The sequence below is a fragment of the Campylobacter pinnipediorum subsp. caledonicus genome, assembly GCF_002022005.1.
GTDB classification, from domain to species: Bacteria; Campylobacterota; Campylobacteria; order Campylobacterales; family Campylobacteraceae; genus Campylobacter_A; species Campylobacter_A caledonicus.
Genome location: NZ_CP017258.1, coordinates 482,274 through 499,699 on the forward strand (window position 1 = coordinate 482,274; position 17,426 = coordinate 499,699).

General features: G+C 34.5%; 11 protein-coding genes, 2 tRNA genes and 2 rRNA genes. 12 read left to right on the forward strand and 3 right to left on the reverse strand.

The window, feature by feature from the left end:
- Positions 1-6: 6 nt before the first annotated feature.
- The 3 genes from CPIN18021_RS02505 to CPIN18021_RS02515 all read left to right on the forward strand — a co-directional run bounded on the left by CPIN18021_RS02505 (position 7) and on the right by CPIN18021_RS02515 (position 2,551).
- Positions 7-1,188 (forward strand): Opr family porin, encoded by a 1,182-nt coding sequence (locus CPIN18021_RS02505; protein WP_078424869.1) that lies wholly within the window; start codon positions 7-9, stop codon positions 1,186-1,188.
- 128 nt (positions 1,189-1,316) lie between these two features.
- A complete protein-coding gene (locus tag CPIN18021_RS02510) occupies positions 1,317-1,673 on the forward strand; it encodes an HIT family protein (RefSeq protein ID WP_078423022.1) in 357 nt (118 codons plus the stop codon).
- Complete coding sequence (locus CPIN18021_RS02515) at positions 1,670-2,551, forward strand: cache domain-containing protein (RefSeq protein ID WP_078423023.1); 882 nt, start codon at positions 1,670-1,672, stop codon at positions 2,549-2,551. Before CPIN18021_RS02510 ends, CPIN18021_RS02515 begins: the two co-directional genes overlap by 4 nt.
- Positions 2,552-2,605: 54 nt before the next feature.
- On the opposite strand, the gene CPIN18021_RS02520 is transcribed toward CPIN18021_RS02515, so the two are convergent.
- Positions 2,606-3,439, reverse strand: a complete 834-nt coding sequence (locus tag CPIN18021_RS02520) for a peptidylprolyl isomerase (RefSeq protein ID WP_078423024.1) — start codon at positions 3,437-3,439, stop codon at positions 2,606-2,608.
- 71 nt (positions 3,440-3,510) lie between these two features.
- On the opposite strand from CPIN18021_RS02520, the gene gltX reads away from it, so the two are divergent.
- The 8 genes from gltX (at position 3,511) to CPIN18021_RS02560 (ending at position 12,321) form a co-directional block, all read left to right on the forward strand.
- Entirely contained in the window at positions 3,511-4,887 is a 1,377-nt protein-coding gene (gene gltX, locus CPIN18021_RS02525; protein ID WP_078423025.1) for a glutamate--tRNA ligase, read from the forward strand.
- A gap of 14 nt (positions 4,888-4,901) precedes the next feature.
- A complete protein-coding gene (locus CPIN18021_RS02530) occupies positions 4,902-6,167 on the forward strand; it encodes a malic enzyme-like NAD(P)-binding protein (RefSeq protein WP_078424346.1) in 1,266 nt (421 codons plus the stop codon).
- Complete coding sequence (gene upp / locus CPIN18021_RS02535; protein WP_078423027.1) at positions 6,164-6,790, forward strand: uracil phosphoribosyltransferase; 627 nt, start codon at positions 6,164-6,166, stop codon at positions 6,788-6,790. Before CPIN18021_RS02530 ends, upp begins: the two co-directional genes overlap by 4 nt.
- 162 nt (positions 6,791-6,952) lie before the next feature.
- A complete protein-coding gene (gene obgE, locus CPIN18021_RS02540) occupies positions 6,953-7,990 on the forward strand; it encodes a GTPase ObgE (RefSeq protein ID WP_078424347.1) in 1,038 nt (345 codons plus the stop codon).
- A gap of 1,401 nt (positions 7,991-9,391) precedes the next feature.
- Positions 9,392-10,904: ribosomal RNA gene (locus tag CPIN18021_RS02545) — 16S ribosomal RNA — on the forward strand.
- Between the two features lie 136 nt (positions 10,905-11,040).
- Positions 11,041-11,116: transfer RNA gene (locus tag CPIN18021_RS02550), tRNA-Ala, on the forward strand.
- 5 nt (positions 11,117-11,121) lie between these two features.
- Positions 11,122-11,198, forward strand: a tRNA-Ile gene (locus CPIN18021_RS02555).
- Positions 11,199-11,484: 286 nt separating this feature from the next.
- Positions 11,485-12,321 (forward strand): DNA ligase, encoded by an 837-nt coding sequence (locus tag CPIN18021_RS02560; RefSeq protein WP_226995991.1) that lies wholly within the window; start codon positions 11,485-11,487, stop codon positions 12,319-12,321.
- A 19-nt stretch (positions 12,322-12,340) separates the two neighbouring features.
- Here the strand turns inward: CPIN18021_RS02560 and CPIN18021_RS02565 are convergent, their stop codons facing one another.
- Complete coding sequence (locus CPIN18021_RS02565; RefSeq protein WP_078422855.1) at positions 12,341-13,267, reverse strand: phospholipase A; 927 nt, start codon at positions 13,265-13,267, stop codon at positions 12,341-12,343.
- The gene (gene mobA / locus CPIN18021_RS02570) at positions 13,260-13,880 is read right to left on the reverse strand and encodes a molybdenum cofactor guanylyltransferase (RefSeq protein ID WP_078424205.1); all 621 of its coding nucleotides are present in this window, start codon (positions 13,878-13,880) and stop codon (positions 13,260-13,262) included. The genes CPIN18021_RS02565 and mobA overlap by 8 nt, the downstream gene beginning before the upstream one ends.
- 623 nt (positions 13,881-14,503) lie before the next feature.
- Here mobA and CPIN18021_RS02575 point away from each other — a divergent pair.
- Positions 14,504-17,409: ribosomal RNA gene (locus CPIN18021_RS02575) — 23S ribosomal RNA — on the forward strand.
- The last annotated feature ends 17 nt before the right edge of the window (positions 17,410-17,426 follow it).

The window sequence follows — 17,426 nt, forward strand, 5'->3', positions numbered from 1 at the left end:
ATTGCAATGCTTGCACTTTCATCTTTTGCTGTAGCTGATAGTTCTTCACTTGAAGAGGCTTTTAAAAATGGTAAAACAAGTGGCGATGTTTCTGTTTATTATGAGAGTCGCCATGTGAATAAGGGAAAACCTACTCAATATTTTGCTAACACAGCTTGGGCGGTTGGAAGTATAGGTGTAAACTATGAAACAGATTATTATAAAAACTTTAAATTAGTAACAGGATTTAGGGCTTCTCTTCCAGTATATGAAGATGACAAGAATTTTGATACTGGTCATGGACATGGCGATTCTACAGAAAGATTTCATGAAGATTACAAATACAATCTATCAAATTTATATCTTGAATATAATGCAAACGATACAGTTATAAAGATAGGTCGCCAAAACATATACTCTGATTGGGTTACCCAAATAAACGATGGGGTTACAATAGTAAATAACTCTATAAAAAATCTGACACTAGATGCATTATGGACACGCGCAAGAGGTAAAGTTAAAATAAATGAAATGACTAAGATAAAAAGAGTTAATGGTGGCAGAGGTCTTTTTGGTGTCGGTGCAACATATAGCTTTGAAAATGGTTTAGCATTTAGGGCTTATGAAAATTATATGGATAATGCTCTTTCTGTATTTGGTGGAAAAATTATGTATGATGGCAAGCTAAATGAAAATGTTGGATTTGGTGGTAAACTTCATTATGCTAAGATAGATGAAAGAGGTAGATATCTAGATCAAGACAAAAGAGTTGGTATTTACAAAGATGGTGATGGTGATGTGTTTGAAGGTGTTGCATATGTAAGTTATAATGACACTAAGTTTACTTTAGGATATGTAGCAGCTGATAAACAAAGTGGTTGGGGAACCCTTAAAGGTCAAAATTATGTAGGTGATACTATCGTTCAGTTTGAAGAGGGTGATGTGATGTATACAAATGATGCCAAGACTATTTATGCAATGTTATCAACTAATATACAAAAATTATCTGTCTCTGGTATAATAGGAACAACTAATTATGTTGCTGGTAAAGAAAACAAAAAATATAAGCAAAGTGAATTTAGTGCTTGGTTAAGCTATCCTTTGACAGAAAGCTTATCTGCTTCTTTGAAATTTGATAAAACATTTGGTGACTATCAAGACACTCCTACTTATACACAAACTAGTGCTGGATTGACTTATAAATTTTAATATATAAAACACAAGACTGATTTTATTTTTGATAATTTCAGTCTTTTTTATTCTTAAAAAATTGTGATTTTTTTAGATGAATGCTATAATGGCAATGCTTAATTTTTTATATAAATTTGGAGGCATTCATGATATACGAAGATGAATACATAACAATAGAACAAGAGCAAAGTAATCTTCCTTGGATAAAGATTTTTTCTAAAAAGAAATACAAAGAGCTTAGCGATTGTGATGAAGAGACTAGAAAAAGGCTTTTTGATGTTATGCTTATAGCCGAAAAAGCAATGATTGATTTTTATAAACCAGAAAAAATAAATATAGCTAGTTTTGGAAATATCTATCCATTTGTTCATATACATGTTATTGCTAGATTTAAAGATGATGATTATTTTCCTGAGAGTGTTTGGGGTCAAAAACAAAGAGATGGTGAGTTGGAGCTTCCTGGTTTTGATGAATTTTGTAAAAAACTTATAAAACTGCTATGATAAAAAATTCAATTTTTATTAAAATTTTAGTATTGTTTTTTATTGTTATTTTTATGTCTGTTATATTTTTTTATAACTCATATCTTAAAGAAAGAGAACTTAATTCTGCTAAAATTTTCTTTGATTATCAAATCAAACAACTTCATAAAAATGTAGAAGATCAAAAGTTATCATCTCTTGCTCTTTCTGTTATATTAAGCCAAAATAATAAAATTCAAGAGTGTTTTTTAGATTTAAATCGCTCACTTTGTATATCAAATATGAATGATATAATATCTAATTTAAGCTCTGTTTTAATGTATAAAAATATCAAAATTCATCTTCATACTAAAGACCTAAAAAGCTATTTGCGAAGCTGGAGTCCAAATAACTTTGGAGACAATCTATCCTCTTTTAGGAATTTATTACTTGAAGCAAATAAAAATAAAAAATCTGTAGCTGGAGTAGAGATTGGTATTGGTGGTGTTTTTACCAGAGCCGTTTCAAATATCATAAAACAAAAACAAAAACTCGGGACCATAGAAATTATGCTTGATTTTGAACATATTAGTAATTTTTTTAAGGATCAAGGTATAGATCTTTTTGTACTTGTGGATAAAGATAAAATGATTATTGATAGTGATTATCACACAAATGAGCTTTTAAAAGATTATTATATAGCCAATTTAAATAGTGCCAATTTAAATGTTGTAGAGATATTAAAAGATATTGATTTGACTAAAAAAACATTCTTTATATATAAAACTCATTATTTTGCACTATCTCCAATGCTAGATGCAGGTGGAAAAAGAATAGGTTTTTTTGTTCTTCACATTAATAAAAATATAAAAGAACAAAATATATTGCAAGATTATATGCTATTAAATTCTTTGTTTTAAAAATCTAAATTTATTGGCATAATTATATATCTATATAAAAATGCCAATAATACTTTATTTTCTTATTATCTTTACTTTTGTTTTTGCTTTTAGTTTTTCAAAATACTCATAAGCAGCTCTTTCTTGTTCTGAAGAGTAAAGCATTGAAGCAACTTGTTCTTTCATACTTTCGTAGTCCGGCGTTTGAATACCATTTTTTTCTACTACATAAAACATATCAAAAGTTTTTTCACCTTTTAAAATTTGCGTAAAAGAATTGTTGTTTGTGTTAGCAAGCAATGAGGCCAGTCTTGGATTTATATTTTTATAATCAAAGCTTAAAGTTTGGACTGATACACCATCTATAGCTTTTGTTCCAACATTCATTTGTTTTTTTAGTTTATCTTCGCTGTTTGATTTAAAAATCATAACTTTTATATTTTTAAAAACACTAAAATTTTGCTTATTTGCTTCAAAATATGCTTTTGCTGTATCTTCTGTTATATTTTTACCAACATCTGCAAATATGCTTTTATAAAGCTTTTCTTGCAAGATCGTCTTTTGTATATTATTTTTAAAATCATTATAATTTATATTTTGCTTATGCTCTATTTCATTTCTAAATTGAGCCATAGTAAATCCATTTTGTTTTGCGATAGATTCTATCTTTTGATTTATTTCAAATGGCGATGCTACTATTCCTAATGCCTTTATTTGAACTTGTTCTAGTCTATCTCTTATAAGTATATCAAGTGCTTTTTTGTCATCTACTTTTAATTGATTTTTTATTGACTCGACTTCAAATGTTGTAATTGGTTCATCTTCTACTGTAGCTGCTATGCCGTTTATCATTTGTGAAGCTAATCCTAAGCTGCACACCAAAGATGCCAAAAAAATCTTCTTTATCATCATAAAACCTTTATTTAAGTAATTTGTAAATATAATTTGATTTATTATAACATAATTTTTAAGGTTGAAAAATGTTAACTACAAGATTCGCGCCTTCTCCTACTGGATATTTACATATTGGTGGGCTTAGAACGGCACTATATAGCTATTTGTATGCAAGAGCAAATAATGGAAAATTTGTTCTTCGCATAGAAGATACTGATTTAAAGAGAAACTCAGAAGAGGCTACTGTTGCTATAAGAGAAGCTTTTGACTGGTGTGGGCTTGATTATGATGGAGAGGTTACTTATCAGTCAAAAAGGTTTGATGTGTATGCTGAATATGTAAAAAAACTTCTTGATGAAGGTAAAGCATATAAGTGCTATATGACAAAAGAAGAGCTTGATGAGCTTAGGGCTACACAAGAGGCAAATAAGCAAAGACCTAAGTATGATGGAAGGTATCGCGATTTTACAGGCACACCACCTGAAGGGATAGATCCTGTAATCAGAATAAAAGCACCTTTAAGGGGCGAGATAAAATTTAAAGATGGTATAAAAGGTGATGTTAAGTTTAATGTGGAAGATATACTTGATGATTTTATAATAGCAAGAAGTGATGGCACGCCTACTTATAACTTTACTGTTGTTATAGATGATGCTTTGATGGGGATAACTCATGTTATAAGAGGCGATGATCATTTATCAAATACACCAAAACAGATAGTTTTATACGATGCTCTTGGATTTAGTGTGCCTGAGTTTTTTCATGTGGCTATGATAAACGGAGAAGATGGTAAAAAACTTAGCAAAAGACATGGCGCTACAGATGTGATGGAATATAAAAAAATGGGTTATTTGCCAGAAGCACTTTTAAATTTCCTTGTTCGTCTTGGTTGGAGTCATGGAGATGATGAAATTTTTAGCATGGAAGATATGCTTAAGTTTTTTGATCCGCACGATATAAATAAATCATCAAGCACGTATAATGCTCAAAAATTAGATTGGTTAAATGCTCACTATATAAAAACTTTTCCTTATGAAAGACTTGCCAAGGATATGAAATTTTTTGGTGTTGATTTTGATTCTTTGAAAAAAGGTGAGTTGTTACTAGATATTTTAAGGGAGCGTTCAAAAACACTTGTTGATATAGCAAATGGAGCTTTATCTATAATAAACGCCCCAACAGAGTATGACCAAAAGGCCTATGATAAATTTATAACACCAGAAAGCTTAGAAATTTTATCTAAATTTAAAGATATATTAACGCTTAATTTAGATGCCAGTGGATATGAAACTATCACAAAAGAATTTTTAGAACAAAACGGGCTAAAACTAAAAGATTTGGCTCAGGCTTTGCGTGTTAGCTTAACTGGAAATAGCGTAAGCCCTAGTATATTTGAAGTTTTGGAAGTGATAGGAAGTGAAGAGATAAAAAAACGTATAGATGCGATTTTAAATAAAAAATAATAAAAGGCAAAAACATGGGTAAGGTAACAAAAGAAGAAGCTTTAGAATATCATTTGGGCGGTAAAATAAGCACAAATATAAAAGTTGTTTGTGAAACAGCTCATGATCTTTCTTTGGCATATTCTCCTGGTGTGGCTGAGCCGTGCAAAGAGATATCAAGAGATAGTGAACTTGCATTTAAATATACAAACAAATCAAACTTGGTTGCTGTTATTACAGACAGCACTGCTGTTTTGGGACTTGGTGATATAGGTGCGGTTGCTGGCAAGCCTGTAATGGAAGGCAAGGCTGTTTTGTTTAAAAAATTTGCGGATGTTGATGCCTTTGATATAGAACTTGATGAAAAAGACCCTAAAAAAATAGTAGAAATTTGTAAAGCTTTGTCTCCAACATTTGGCGGAATAAACCTTGAAGATATTAAATCTCCAAAGTGTTTTTATATAGAACAAGAGCTTCAAAAAGTGGTTGATATACCTGTTATGCATGATGACCAGCATGGAACGGCTATCATAACTACTGCTGGACTTATAAATGCTTGTGAGATATCAAGTAAAGATATGAAGAACATAAAGATAGTTGTAAGTGGTGCTGGTGCTGCCGGTATAGCTTGTGCTAATATGTATAAAAGTATGGGCGTAAAAAATATCGTTATGGTTGATAGCAGGGGTGTTATTAGCAAGGATAGGAGTGATTTAACACCTGAAAAAATGCCATTTGCTATACAAACAAATGAAAAAACATTATCCGATGCTATGAATGGTGCTGATATGTTTTTAGGGCTTTCAAAACCAGGAGTATTAACAAAAGATATGATAGCTTCTATGAATGATTTTCCTATTATTTTTGCGCTTGCAAATCCTATTCCTGAAATTTCTCCAGAAGAGATTCTTGAGGTAAGACAAGATGCTATTATTGGGACAGGAAGAAGCGACTATCCAAATCAAGTAAATAATGTCTTAGGATTTCCATTTATTTTCCGTGGAGCATTGGACGTTAGAGCTAAAAAAATAACCGAAAATATGAAAAAAGCGGCTTCAAGAGCTATTGCTGATTTGGCAAAAGAGTCTGTTTGTAAAGAAGTTTTAGAAATTTATGGCGTTTCTGAGCTTAAGTTTGGAAAAGATTATATAATACCAAAACCATTTGACCCTCGTGCATATTTATGGGTTAGTATGGCTGTTGCTAAGGCAGCGGTTGAAGATGGCGTTGCAAGAGTTGAAAATTTTGACTCAGAAGCATATAAAGAAGAATTATTGAAAAGGAAAAAAATAACACTATGAAAAATGTAAAACTCATAAATCATCCACTTATAGAGCATAAGCTAGCGATTTTAAGGGATATAAAAACCGAACCATTTCAATTTAGAATGCTTATAGATGAGATAAGTTATTTAATGATGTTTGAAGCCACTAGGGATTTAGCGCTTAGAGAAGTTGATGTAACAACCCCGGTTACAAAAACAAAAGCTAAAAAACTATCCACAAAGCTTATGATTTGTCCTATATTAAGAGCTGCTCTTGGTATGCTAGATAGCGTATTTAAGCTGATTCCAGATGCTAGTGTTGGGTTTTTGGGTTTTCAAAGAAATGAAAAAACAGCAAAGGCTGAGTTTTTTTATGCCAAATTGCCATCTGATCATAAAAACAGAACAGCTATAATAATAGACCCTATGTTTGCAACTGGCGGTACAGCCATAGATGCCGTTAAGTTTTTAAGAGATAATGGCGTAAAAGATATAAAGTTTATATCTATAATAGCAGCACCAGAAGGTCTTAAGCGTTTTAGTGAAATTTATCCAGATGTTGATGTCTATACAGCTAGTATAGATGAAAAATTAAACGAGCAAAACTATATAGTTCCGGGTCTTGGTGATGCTGGAGATAGGGTTTTTAATACTATATGATTTATAGTTAGCTAACTTTATTTTGCAAAGTTAGCTGATTTTTCTTGTTGTATATACTATGTTTTATAATTACTTATTTTTAAATTTCAACTCTATTTTTGTTAGTTTTTAAAATTTGTTTTTAAAATTTGATATAATCTTAAAAAATTCAAAAGGTATTTTATGTTTGTAGATAGTGTTAAATTAACTCTTAGTTCTGGTCACGGTGGTGCAGGGGCTGTGAGTTTTAGGCGTGAAAAGCATGTTTTGCTTGGTGGTCCTGATGGTGGCGATGGTGGCGATGGTGGCGATGTTTATTTTGTGGTAGATAATAACTCTCACACTCTTGCTGCTTATAAAGGCAAAAGGTCATTAAAGGCATCTAATGGAGACCCAGGAATGGGCAGAAGAATGACAGGTAAAAAAGGCGAAAGTCTAGAGCTTATAGTTCCACCAGGAACTGTTGTATATGATGCGCAGACAAATGAAGTTTTGCTTGACCTTACACAGCAGGGCGATAAGCAAATGCTTTTAAAAGGTGGTAAAGGTGGTCTTGGAAATGTGCATTTTAAAAGCTCAACAAATCAAGCGCCAGAATATGCTCAAAAAGGCACCCCTGAAGAAGTTCGCGAAGTTAGGCTTGAACTAAAACTAATAGCAGATGTAGGACTTGTTGGTTTTCCAAACGTTGGCAAATCCACTCTTATATCAACTATATCAAACGCAAAGCCACAAGTGGCAAATTATGAGTTTACAACTTTAACTCCAAAATTAGGACTTGTTGAAGTTGATGAGTATAGCGGTTTTGTTATGGCTGATATACCGGGTATCATAGAAGGTGCAAGTGATGGCAGAGGACTTGGAATACAGTTTTTAAAGCACATAGAAAGAACTAAAATTTTGCTTTATATGATAGATTTGGCTAATTATAGAAGTTTAAAAGAACAGTTTGAAACACTAAAAGAAGAGGTTTTGAAATTTTCAAACGAGCTTTCTAAAAGAAGCTATGCCATAGCACTTACTAGAATGGATGCTTGTGAAGATATCACGATAATATCACAATTTATAAGCGATCTCGGGCTTGGAGATAGCTTGCTTGAGTTTAAACAAGATATTTATGAGTATGATATTGCAAAGCCATTTTTTATACTTCCTATATCATCTGCAAGTGGCGAACATATAAATGAACTTAAATTTAATTTGCTTGAACTTATAAAATAAGATTGATTTTTTAGACTTTTGTGATTTTTTTACAAAAGTCTTTTTGGGATTATTCTTTATTGTAAATCCAAATTGCCCCAATATATCTCTACTGCACTTTTATATTTATACTTCCCAAACCACATTACTATCTAAACAAACAATAACAAACATATATGCTTATATAGTTTATTCAATCTATATGAATAAAACTATAATTTTATTTTTTTATAATTAATTTTCCAAGATTTCTAATCAATAACAAAAAATCATATAATCACTAAAACTAATTATTAGTACTTATAATCATTGCAGGTATATAAAACAAAGTATTATTTATATAAATTTATATTATATATTCTTGTAGTACTGTATATCTACGAATTTTTAAAACCCTATTAAATATCTAAAAACAATATTACAACATAAACTCACCACTAAACTATATTTTTTTGTTTATTTTCTACTTGTGCAGATATATGGATAATAGTATAGAGATATAATATTATCCATAAACACTCACGCCAATAACTTTCATAAAATCTATTTATTCTTAAACCATACTTTTATTAACTTGTTTAAACCATATAAAAAAATTATCTAAAATAAGGATAATTTACTGTTAAATAACCCGTATGATTGCCTTTTTTTATAACATTTAAATAACTTAAATACACTATCTCTCTTGTTCTTTGTTAAAAATCTTAGCAAGCTTTTGCAATAAAAATATCTAAAATCATATGTCATATTACTCGCAAGCTTAATTTTAAGCTACATTATTTGTTTAATTTTATACTTATTGGATATATGTTTTTGTAGTATCGTTGTAGTTATTGTTTGGATTGGCATTTAATAATATATTTAATATGATAGTTGTTATGTTTGTTTTATGGCTATTAAAGCTATAGAGCTATGAATATATGGTTTTATAATGCTATAAATCATACAAATAAATATTAGTTGTAGCCTAACTATGGTTATAAAATATATCTTATAATAGTATAAAAATACTTCTATTTTCAAATAATACTAAATAACTATCTCTTCACACAACAATCATCAACCCATATACACCCATATTAAACATAGCCATAATTTCTATTATTTTCCATACTTTTATATAAAACAAACCCCAATCTCACCCAAATTCAAATTATTTAAAATATTATTTTATATTTAAGTAGCATTTAAGCATTACTCTTATATAATTCCAGCTCACGATTTGAGAAACCACCTTTAACTTTTAGTTAATAAAGCTTTTCTTTTTAAATATCGTTGTTCTGTTAAATTATAAATGTTAAACTATTAGTCAATCTTTGAAATCTAAACAAGTGATCGATTGAGCCAGTCTATATTGTTTATAGACTTAAAACTGATTAACAAAAAAATTAAAGTTTTTTAGATTAAAAACTTCATATAAATTATATGGAGAGTTTGATCCTGGCTCAGAGTGAACGCTGGCGGCGTGCCTAATACATGCAAGTCGAACGGAGATTAATTAAGCTTGCTTTTTTAATCTTAGTGGCGCACGGGTGAGTAATGTATAGCTAATCTGCCCCTTACAAGAGGACAACAGTTAGAAATGACTGCTAATACTCTATACTCCTTCCAAACATAAGTTTGGTCGGGAAAGTTTTTCGGTAAGGGATGAGGCTATATTGTATCAGCTAGTTGGTAAGGTAATGGCTTACCAAGGCTATGACGCATAACTGGTCTGAGAGGATGATCAGTCACACTGGAACTGAGACACGGTCCAGACTCCTACGGGAGGCAGCAGTAGGGAATATTGCTCAATGGGGGAAACCCTGAAGCAGCAACGCCGCGTGGAGGATGACACTTTTCGGAGCGTAAACTCCTTTTGTTAGGGAAGAACCATGACGGTACCTAACGAATAAGCACCGGCTAACTCCGTGCCAGCAGCCGCGGTAATACGGGGGGTGCAAGCGTTACTCGGAATCACTGGGCGTAAAGGACGCGTAGGCGGATTATCAAGTCTTTTGTGAAATCCTATGGCTTAACCATAGAACTGCTTGGGAAACTGATAATCTAGAGTGAGGGAGAGGCAGATGGAATTGGTGGTGTAGGGGTAAAATCCGTAGAGATCACCAGGAATACCCATTGCGAAGGCGATCTGCTGGAACTCAACTGACGCTAAGGCGTGAAAGCGTGGGGAGCAAACAGGATTAGATACCCTGGTAGTCCACGCCCTAAACGATGTATACTAGTTGTTGCTTTGCTAGTCAAGGCAGTAATGCACCTAACGGATTAAGTATACCGCCTGGGGAGTACGGTCGCAAGATTAAAACTCAAAGGAATAGACGGGGACCCGCACAAGCGGTGGAGCATGTGGTTTAATTCGAAGATACGCGAAGAACCTTACCCGGACTTGATATCTAACAAATCATCCAGAGATGGAAGAGTGTCTGCTTGCAGAAATGTTAAGACAGGTGCTGCACGGCTGTCGTCAGCTCGTGTCGTGAGATGTTGGGTTAAGTCCCGCAACGAGCGCAACCCACGTCATTAGTTGCTAACGCTTAGGGCGAGCACTCTAATGAGACTGCCTTCGTAAGGAGGAGGAAGGTGTGGACGACGTCAAGTCATCATGGCCCTTATGTCCGGGGCGACACACGTGCTACAATGGCATATACAATGAGAAGCAATATCGCGAGATGGAGCAAATCTATAAAATATGTCCCAGTTCGGATTGGAGTCTGCAACTCGACTCCATGAAGCCGGAATCGCTAGTAATCGTAGATCAGCCATGCTACGGTGAATACGTTCCCGGGTCTTGTACTCACCGCCCGTCACACCATGGGAGTTGATTTCACTCGAAGTCGGAATGCTAAACTAGCTACCGCCCACAGTGGAATCAGCGACTGGGGTGAAGTCGTAACAAGGTAACCGTAGGAGAACCTGCGGTTGGATCACCTCCTTTCTAGAGTACAATGTATATTCTCTCACAAGATATACATCAAAGGAAAATATCTCAATCAATCCTTGTTTAGTTTTGAAAGATTGACAGCTAATAATTAAATATATTTTATTTCTATTAGTATTTAGAAATTAATATTGGGGAATTAGCTCAGCTGGGAGAGCGCCTGCTTTGCACGCAGGAGGTCAGCGGTTCGATCCCGCTATTCTCCACCATTTAAGGGCCTATAGCTCAGCTGGTTAGAGTGCACCCCTGATAAGGGTGAGGTCACAAGTTCAAGTCTTGTTAGGCCCACCATTAATATAGTTTAACAAAATACTCTTTTTAATTATTCTATATACTTTTTATCATTGTTTCTTGTATTAATATTTTATGTCTATACTTTTGTATGCTATATATGTTTAAAATAAAAAACAATTCTTTTTTATAAAAAATAACTTGATATGTTATGTTTCTTAATTGCCTTTGTAAAAAATAAAATTTTTATCTGAATGGGTTTAATTAAATATATAAATGATTGTATTGTATAAGTCTTGTTAGCTAGTTGTTTAATGAAAAAGATTAAAAATTATAAAGGATATTAGTGAATAAAATTTTAAAGTTAATTGTTGTTGTCTTTATATGTATTCAAAGTATTCAAGCTATTGAGCTAATGAAGCTTGGTGTATACAAAGATCAAAACATAACCGGATGGTATGCTAGCGAAAAGCTTGATGGTATAAGGGCATATTGGGATGGTAAAAATTTACTAAGTAGACAAGGTAAAGTCATAAAAGCACCAAAGTATTTTTTAAAAACTCTTCCGGATTTTGCTTTAGATGGAGAGCTATATACTAAAAGAAATGAATTTGAAAAAATACAAACCATAGTTATGGATCAGATACCAAATGAAAAAGAATGGAAAAATATAACTTATTATATATTTGATGCACCTAATGCAAATGGTGGATTGATTGAGCGTTTGAAAGTAGTTCAAGATTATATAGATAAAAATTCCAACAACAATGATATAAAAAACCACATAAAGCTTATACCCCAAAAACTTATAACAAGCAAGAAAGAATTAGATAGCTTTTTAGATGAAATTGTAAGTAGTGAAGGTGAAGGTGTTGTTATTCGTGAACCAAATTCTGTTTATATAAAATCAAGAAGCAATCTAAATTTAAAATACAAACGCTTTATTGATTCAGAGTGCAAAGTTATATCTATAAATAAAGGTAGTGGCAAATATAAAGACTTAATGGGTTCTATAACATGTGAGTTATCAAATAAAATTAGATTTAAAATAGGATCTGGTTTTAGTGATTATATTCGTAAAAATCCACCAAAGATTGGGAGTATTATTACTTTCAAATATCAAAATTTAACCAAAAACGGCATACCACGCTTTGCTACTTTTTTAAGGGTTAGAAAAGATTGAGTTTCTAAACCCTCTGCTTTTATCTAAGTAACGTAAAACCTATGCCTATTTTATTTGTGCTATGGTTATAATCTATTAAACTTTCACTATATCCGTTAAAGTATTGTAAGTATCCTAAAATTCCACCAAAGAGTGGAAATATCAGACTGGCTTGAACTGCTCCTTTGTTGTCTTTTATGCGAAAGTTATTGCGCAATAGTAGTTCAAATGATATATTTTTTGTAGTATATCTTGCTTGTATATCACCATAACCCAAATAACGATAAATATCTTTATTATCGCTTAAATCTCCTATGTGATACCAAACTCGTGGAGTTATGGATAGATTGCTAAAATTTAATTTAGAGCTAGCATATACCCTGTTCCAGCTTCTGCTTTTATCTTTACCTAGTCCATTTGATTCATGTAAAACACCTATATCAAAGCTATTTATCCGTTCATTGTTTGTATATAGGCGCATAAAAACTTCTGGTCTATAATTTGTTTCTCTAAAAGGCGAACTATGCTTTCCTGTTTGCCACCATGATGTTTGAGAGTATGCCATATAAAGATTAGCCCATTTCGGTAATAGTGAAATTTCTATCGGTTTTTTGATACTTATGTTAAATTTGGTTTCAAATTTTTGTCTATCGTTGTTAGGCACACTAGAAGCATAGGTGCCTAAAAGCAAATAGTTTAATTCATGAAAACTTATACTGCTTCCTGCAAAAAGTTCTCTAAAAAGTGCTTCATCTTTTGCTTTTGAATTGTTTATGGTGTCTGATTTAATGTATTCTTCTGAGCGTGAATCTTTTTTTATATTTTTAGCGGCCAGGCTTTTATAAATACTCATTGCACCCTTTATATCGCCTGCTTTTTCTAGTTCATTCGCAAGTTTAAATTTACTAGAATCATTCGCAAATAAATAAAACGAAAAAACAAATAATATAAATAATGATTTATTCATATCTTAAAGCCTTTTTTAGATCATCAGGATTATTTAGGTTTATCCCTTCATCATCACCAGAAAGCTCGACCCTAACTACATCACAAATTTTTAAAAGCTCTTTTATTTTATGCTTTCCATCTTTAGCTAATTTTTTTGCTTTATCTGCTACGCTAGGAGAAAAATAACCACAAAGTACATGATCTATTTCTGCTTCACAAGCGATTACAATTTCAAAATCATCTTTTAGTTTAGACATATCTTTGATGCTCTCAGGTTTTAAAAAAGGCATGTCAACAGGCTGTATAAAAACCGGTTCATTAAAATGATGAAGTATGCTAGCAAGTGCAATCATAGGCGAGCTTTCATTGCTTTCATCGGCTATAAATTTGATGCTTTGATTAAGTTCGGCATTGTTAAATTTATTGGTTTTAGTGCTTATATAAACTTCTTTAAAAATGTTTGATAACTTATCTGTTACATATGCAGATAGACTTGCTTTGTCTTTAAAAGGCATTAATGCTTTATCTACTCCCATCCTGCTGCTTTTACCACCAGCCAATACTACACAAGATTGCTGTTGTTTCATTAATAAAAATCCATCACAACCATTATCTCCACAACTATGTCCCATTTGAATCCTTCGTTAATTTTTTATTTTTATTTTATCCATTATTGACTTTTTGTCGCCTTATGATATCTTAAAATATAAAAAATTTAAATATACAATAGTAGCTAAAATTAATCAATAACTATATTTATAGATAACGTATTTTTATTTACCACTACACACACCTCTCCAAATTCCAACAAACTAAAATATTTTTATTTTTTTTTACAATATTAAGCTCATATTAAGCATTGCTCTTATATAATTCCAGCTCACGATTTGAGAAACGGAGTTTATCTCCTTGAGAATATAAGTCAATATTTTATTTTTAAACAAATCGTTGTTCTTTTAATTACAATTGTTAAGAGTCACAAGCAAGTTTTAATAAAAACAATTTTACAGGACTTGTTAAAGATTTAAATATCTAATCTCTTGTATATAAATACAGAAGTTTAACATCACAAGATATTATAGAGTTAAAACTTATCTATATTATCTGTTAATGCTTTCCGTCTTGGGGATTATGTGTTTAGATTTAGTAACTACATATATTTATGTATAACAGTTACCTTTAACAAGGAAGTGATGCGAATTAGAATATAACAAAAAATATACTAACAACTTATTATGTATTAATAGGTAAAAAAAGGTAAGCTACTAAGAGTAAATGGTGGATGCCTTGGCTAGTAGAGGCGATGAAGGACGTGCCAGGCTGCGATAAGACTCGGGGAGCCGTCAAGGGGCTTTGATCCGGGTATTTCCGAATGGGGCAACCCAACTGATAGCGATGTCAGTTACCATATAATGGAGCAAACGTTGGGAATTGAAACATCTTAGTACCAACAGGAAGAGAAATCAAAAGAGATTACGCTAGTAGCGGCGAGCGAACGCGTAAGAGGGCAAACCACTAGTTTACTAGTGGGGTTGTAGGACTGCAACATAGACTAAACAAAGCTAATAGAATAACCTGGAAAGGTTAAGCGTAGAGGGTGATACTCCCGTATATGAAAGCAATGTTTTACTTAGCAGTATCCTGAGTAGGGCGGAACACGTGATATTCTGTCTGAAGCTGGGTAGACCACTATCCAACCCTAAATACTACTACTAGACCGATAGCGAACAAGTACCGTGAGGGAAAGGTGAAAAGAACTGAGGTGATCAGAGTGAAATAGAACCTGAAACCATTTACTTACAATCATTCAGAGCCCTATGATTTATCAGGGTGATGGACTGCCTTTTGCATAATGAGCCTGCGAGTTGTGATGTCTGGCGAGGTTAAGGAAACCCGGAGCCGTAGCGAAAGCGAGTCTTAATAGGGCGATTAGTCAGATGTTGCAGACCCGAAACGATGTGATCTATCCATGAGCAGGTTGAAACTGGTGTAAGAGCCAGTGGAGGACCGAACCCGCTAGCGTTGAAAAGCTATGGGATGACTTGTGGATAGGGGTGAAAGGCCAATCAAACATCGTGATAGCTGGTTCTCTCCGAAATATATTTAGGTATAGCGTTGTGTCGTAACACTAGGGGGTAGAGCACTGAATGGGCTAGGGCATACACCAATGTACCAAACCCTATCAAACTCCGAATACCTAGTGTGTAATCACAGCAGTCAGGCGGCGAGTGATAAAATCCGTCGTCGAGAGGGGAACAACCCAGACTAACAGCTAAGGTCCCTAAATCTCATTTAAGTGGAAAACGATGTGAAGTTACTGTAACAACCAGGAGGTTGGCTTAGAAGCAGCCATCCTTTAAAGAAAGCGTAATAGCTCACTGGTCTAGTGATTTTGCGCGGAAAATATAACGGGGCTAAAATGAGTACCGAAGCTTTAGACTTAGTTTTACTAAGTGGTAGGAGAGCGTTCTATTCAGCGTTGAAGGTGTACCGGTAAGGAGCGCTGGAGCGGATAGAAGTGAGCATGCAGGCATGAGTAGCGATAATTGGGGTGAGAATCCCCAACGCCGTAAACCCAAGGTTTCCTACGCGATGCTCGTCATCGTAGGGTTAGCCGGGTCCTAAGCAAAGTCCGAAAGGGGTATGCGATGGAAAATTGGTTAATATTCCAATGCCAACATTATTGTGCGATGGAAGGACGCTTAGAGTTAAAGGAGCCAGCGGATGGAAGTGCTGGTCGAAAGGTGTAGGTTAAGATCTAGGAAAATCCGGATCTTTTTAAGCCGAGACCCCACAGGCAGACAACATTCTTCGGAATCGAGTCTGAATCCTTGATACTGTCGAGCCAAGAAAAGTTTCTAAGTTTAGATAATGTTGCCCGTACCGTAAACCGACACAGGTGGGTGGGATGAGTATTCTAAGGCGCGTGGAAGAACTCTCTTCAAGGAACTCTGCAAAATAGCACCGTATCTTCGGTATAAGGTGTGCCTAACTTTGTTAAGGATTTACTCCGTAAGCATTGAAGGTTACAACAAAGAGTCCCTCCCGACTGTTTACCAAAAACACAGCACTCTGCTAACTCGTAAGAGGATGTATAGGGTGTGACGCCTGCCCGGTGCTCGAAGGTTAATTGATGATGTTAGCTCTGCGAAGCATTTGATCGAAGCCCGAGTAAACGGCGGCCGTAACTATAACGGTCCTAAGGTAGCGAAATTCCTTGTCGGTTAAATACCGACCTGCATGAATGGCGTAACGAGATGGGAGCTGTCTCGAAGAGGGATCCAGTGAAATTGTAGTGGAGGTGAAAATTCCTCCTACCCGCGGCAAGACGGAAAGACCCCGTGGACCTTTACTACAGCTTGACACTGCTATTGGGATAAAGATGTGCAGGATAGGTGGGAGGCTTTGAGTATATGACGCCAGTTGTATATGAGCCATTGTTGAGATACCACTCTTCTTTATTCTGATAGCTAACTGGCATGAGTTATCCTCATGCAGGACAATGTCTGGTGGGTAGTTTGACTGGGGCGGTCGCCTCCCAAAATGTAACGGAGGCTTACAAAGGTTGGCTCAGAACGGTTGGAAATCGTTCGTAGAGTATAAAGGTATAAGCCAGCTTAACTGCAAGACGTACATGTCAAGCAGGGACGAAAGTCGGTCTTAGTGATCCGGTGGTTCTGTGTGGAAGGGCCATCGCTCAAAGGATAAAAGGTACCCCGGGGATAACAGGCTGATCTCCCCCAAGAGCTCACATCGACGGGGAGGTTTGGCACCTCGATGTCGGCTCATCGCATCCTGGGGCTGGAGCAGGTCCCAAGGGTATGGCTGTTCGCCATTTAAAGCGGTACGCGAGCTGGGTTCAGAACGTCGTGAGACAGTTCGGTCCCTATCTGCCGTGGGCGTAAGAAGATTGAGGAGAGTTGACCCTAGTACGAGAGGACCGGGTTGAACGAACCACTGGTGTACGAGTTGTCCTGCCAAGGGCATCGCTCGGTAGCTACGTTCGGATGTGATAAGAGCTGAAAGCATCTAAGCTCGAAGCCAACTCCAAGATGAATCTTCTTTTAAGAGCTCTAGTAGACTACTAGTTTGATAGGCTGGGTGTGTAATTGATGAAAGTCATTTAGCTGACCAGTACTAATAGCTCGTTTGCTTATCTTTTTAAGCATCACTTCCTT

Bases quoted from the DNA above. Each gene is read 5' to 3' on its own strand.
- upp (WP_078423027.1), top strand. From the start codon at position 6,164: ATGAAAAATGTAAAACTCATAAATCATCCACTTATAGAGCATAAGCTA.
- CPIN18021_RS02530 (WP_078424346.1), top strand. From the start codon at position 4,902: ATGGGTAAGGTAACAAAAGAAGAAGCTTTAGAATATCATTTGGGCGGT.
- obgE (WP_078424347.1), top strand. From the start codon at position 6,953: ATGTTTGTAGATAGTGTTAAATTAACTCTTAGTTCTGGTCACGGTGGT.
- gltX (WP_078423025.1), top strand. From the start codon at position 3,511: ATGTTAACTACAAGATTCGCGCCTTCTCCTACTGGATATTTACATATT.
- CPIN18021_RS02515 (WP_078423023.1), top strand. From the start codon at position 1,670: ATGATAAAAAATTCAATTTTTATTAAAATTTTAGTATTGTTTTTTATT.
- CPIN18021_RS02510 (WP_078423022.1), top strand. From the start codon at position 1,317: ATGATATACGAAGATGAATACATAACAATAGAACAAGAGCAAAGTAAT.
- CPIN18021_RS02505 (WP_078424869.1), top strand. From the start codon at position 7: ATGCTTGCACTTTCATCTTTTGCTGTAGCTGATAGTTCTTCACTTGAA.
- CPIN18021_RS02520 (WP_078423024.1), bottom strand. From the start codon at position 3,439: ATGATAAAGAAGATTTTTTTGGCATCTTTGGTGTGCAGCTTAGGATTA.
- mobA (WP_078424205.1), bottom strand. From the start codon at position 13,880: ATGGGACATAGTTGTGGAGATAATGGTTGTGATGGATTTTTATTAATG.
- CPIN18021_RS02565 (WP_078422855.1), bottom strand. From the start codon at position 13,267: ATGAATAAATCATTATTTATATTATTTGTTTTTTCGTTTTATTTATTT.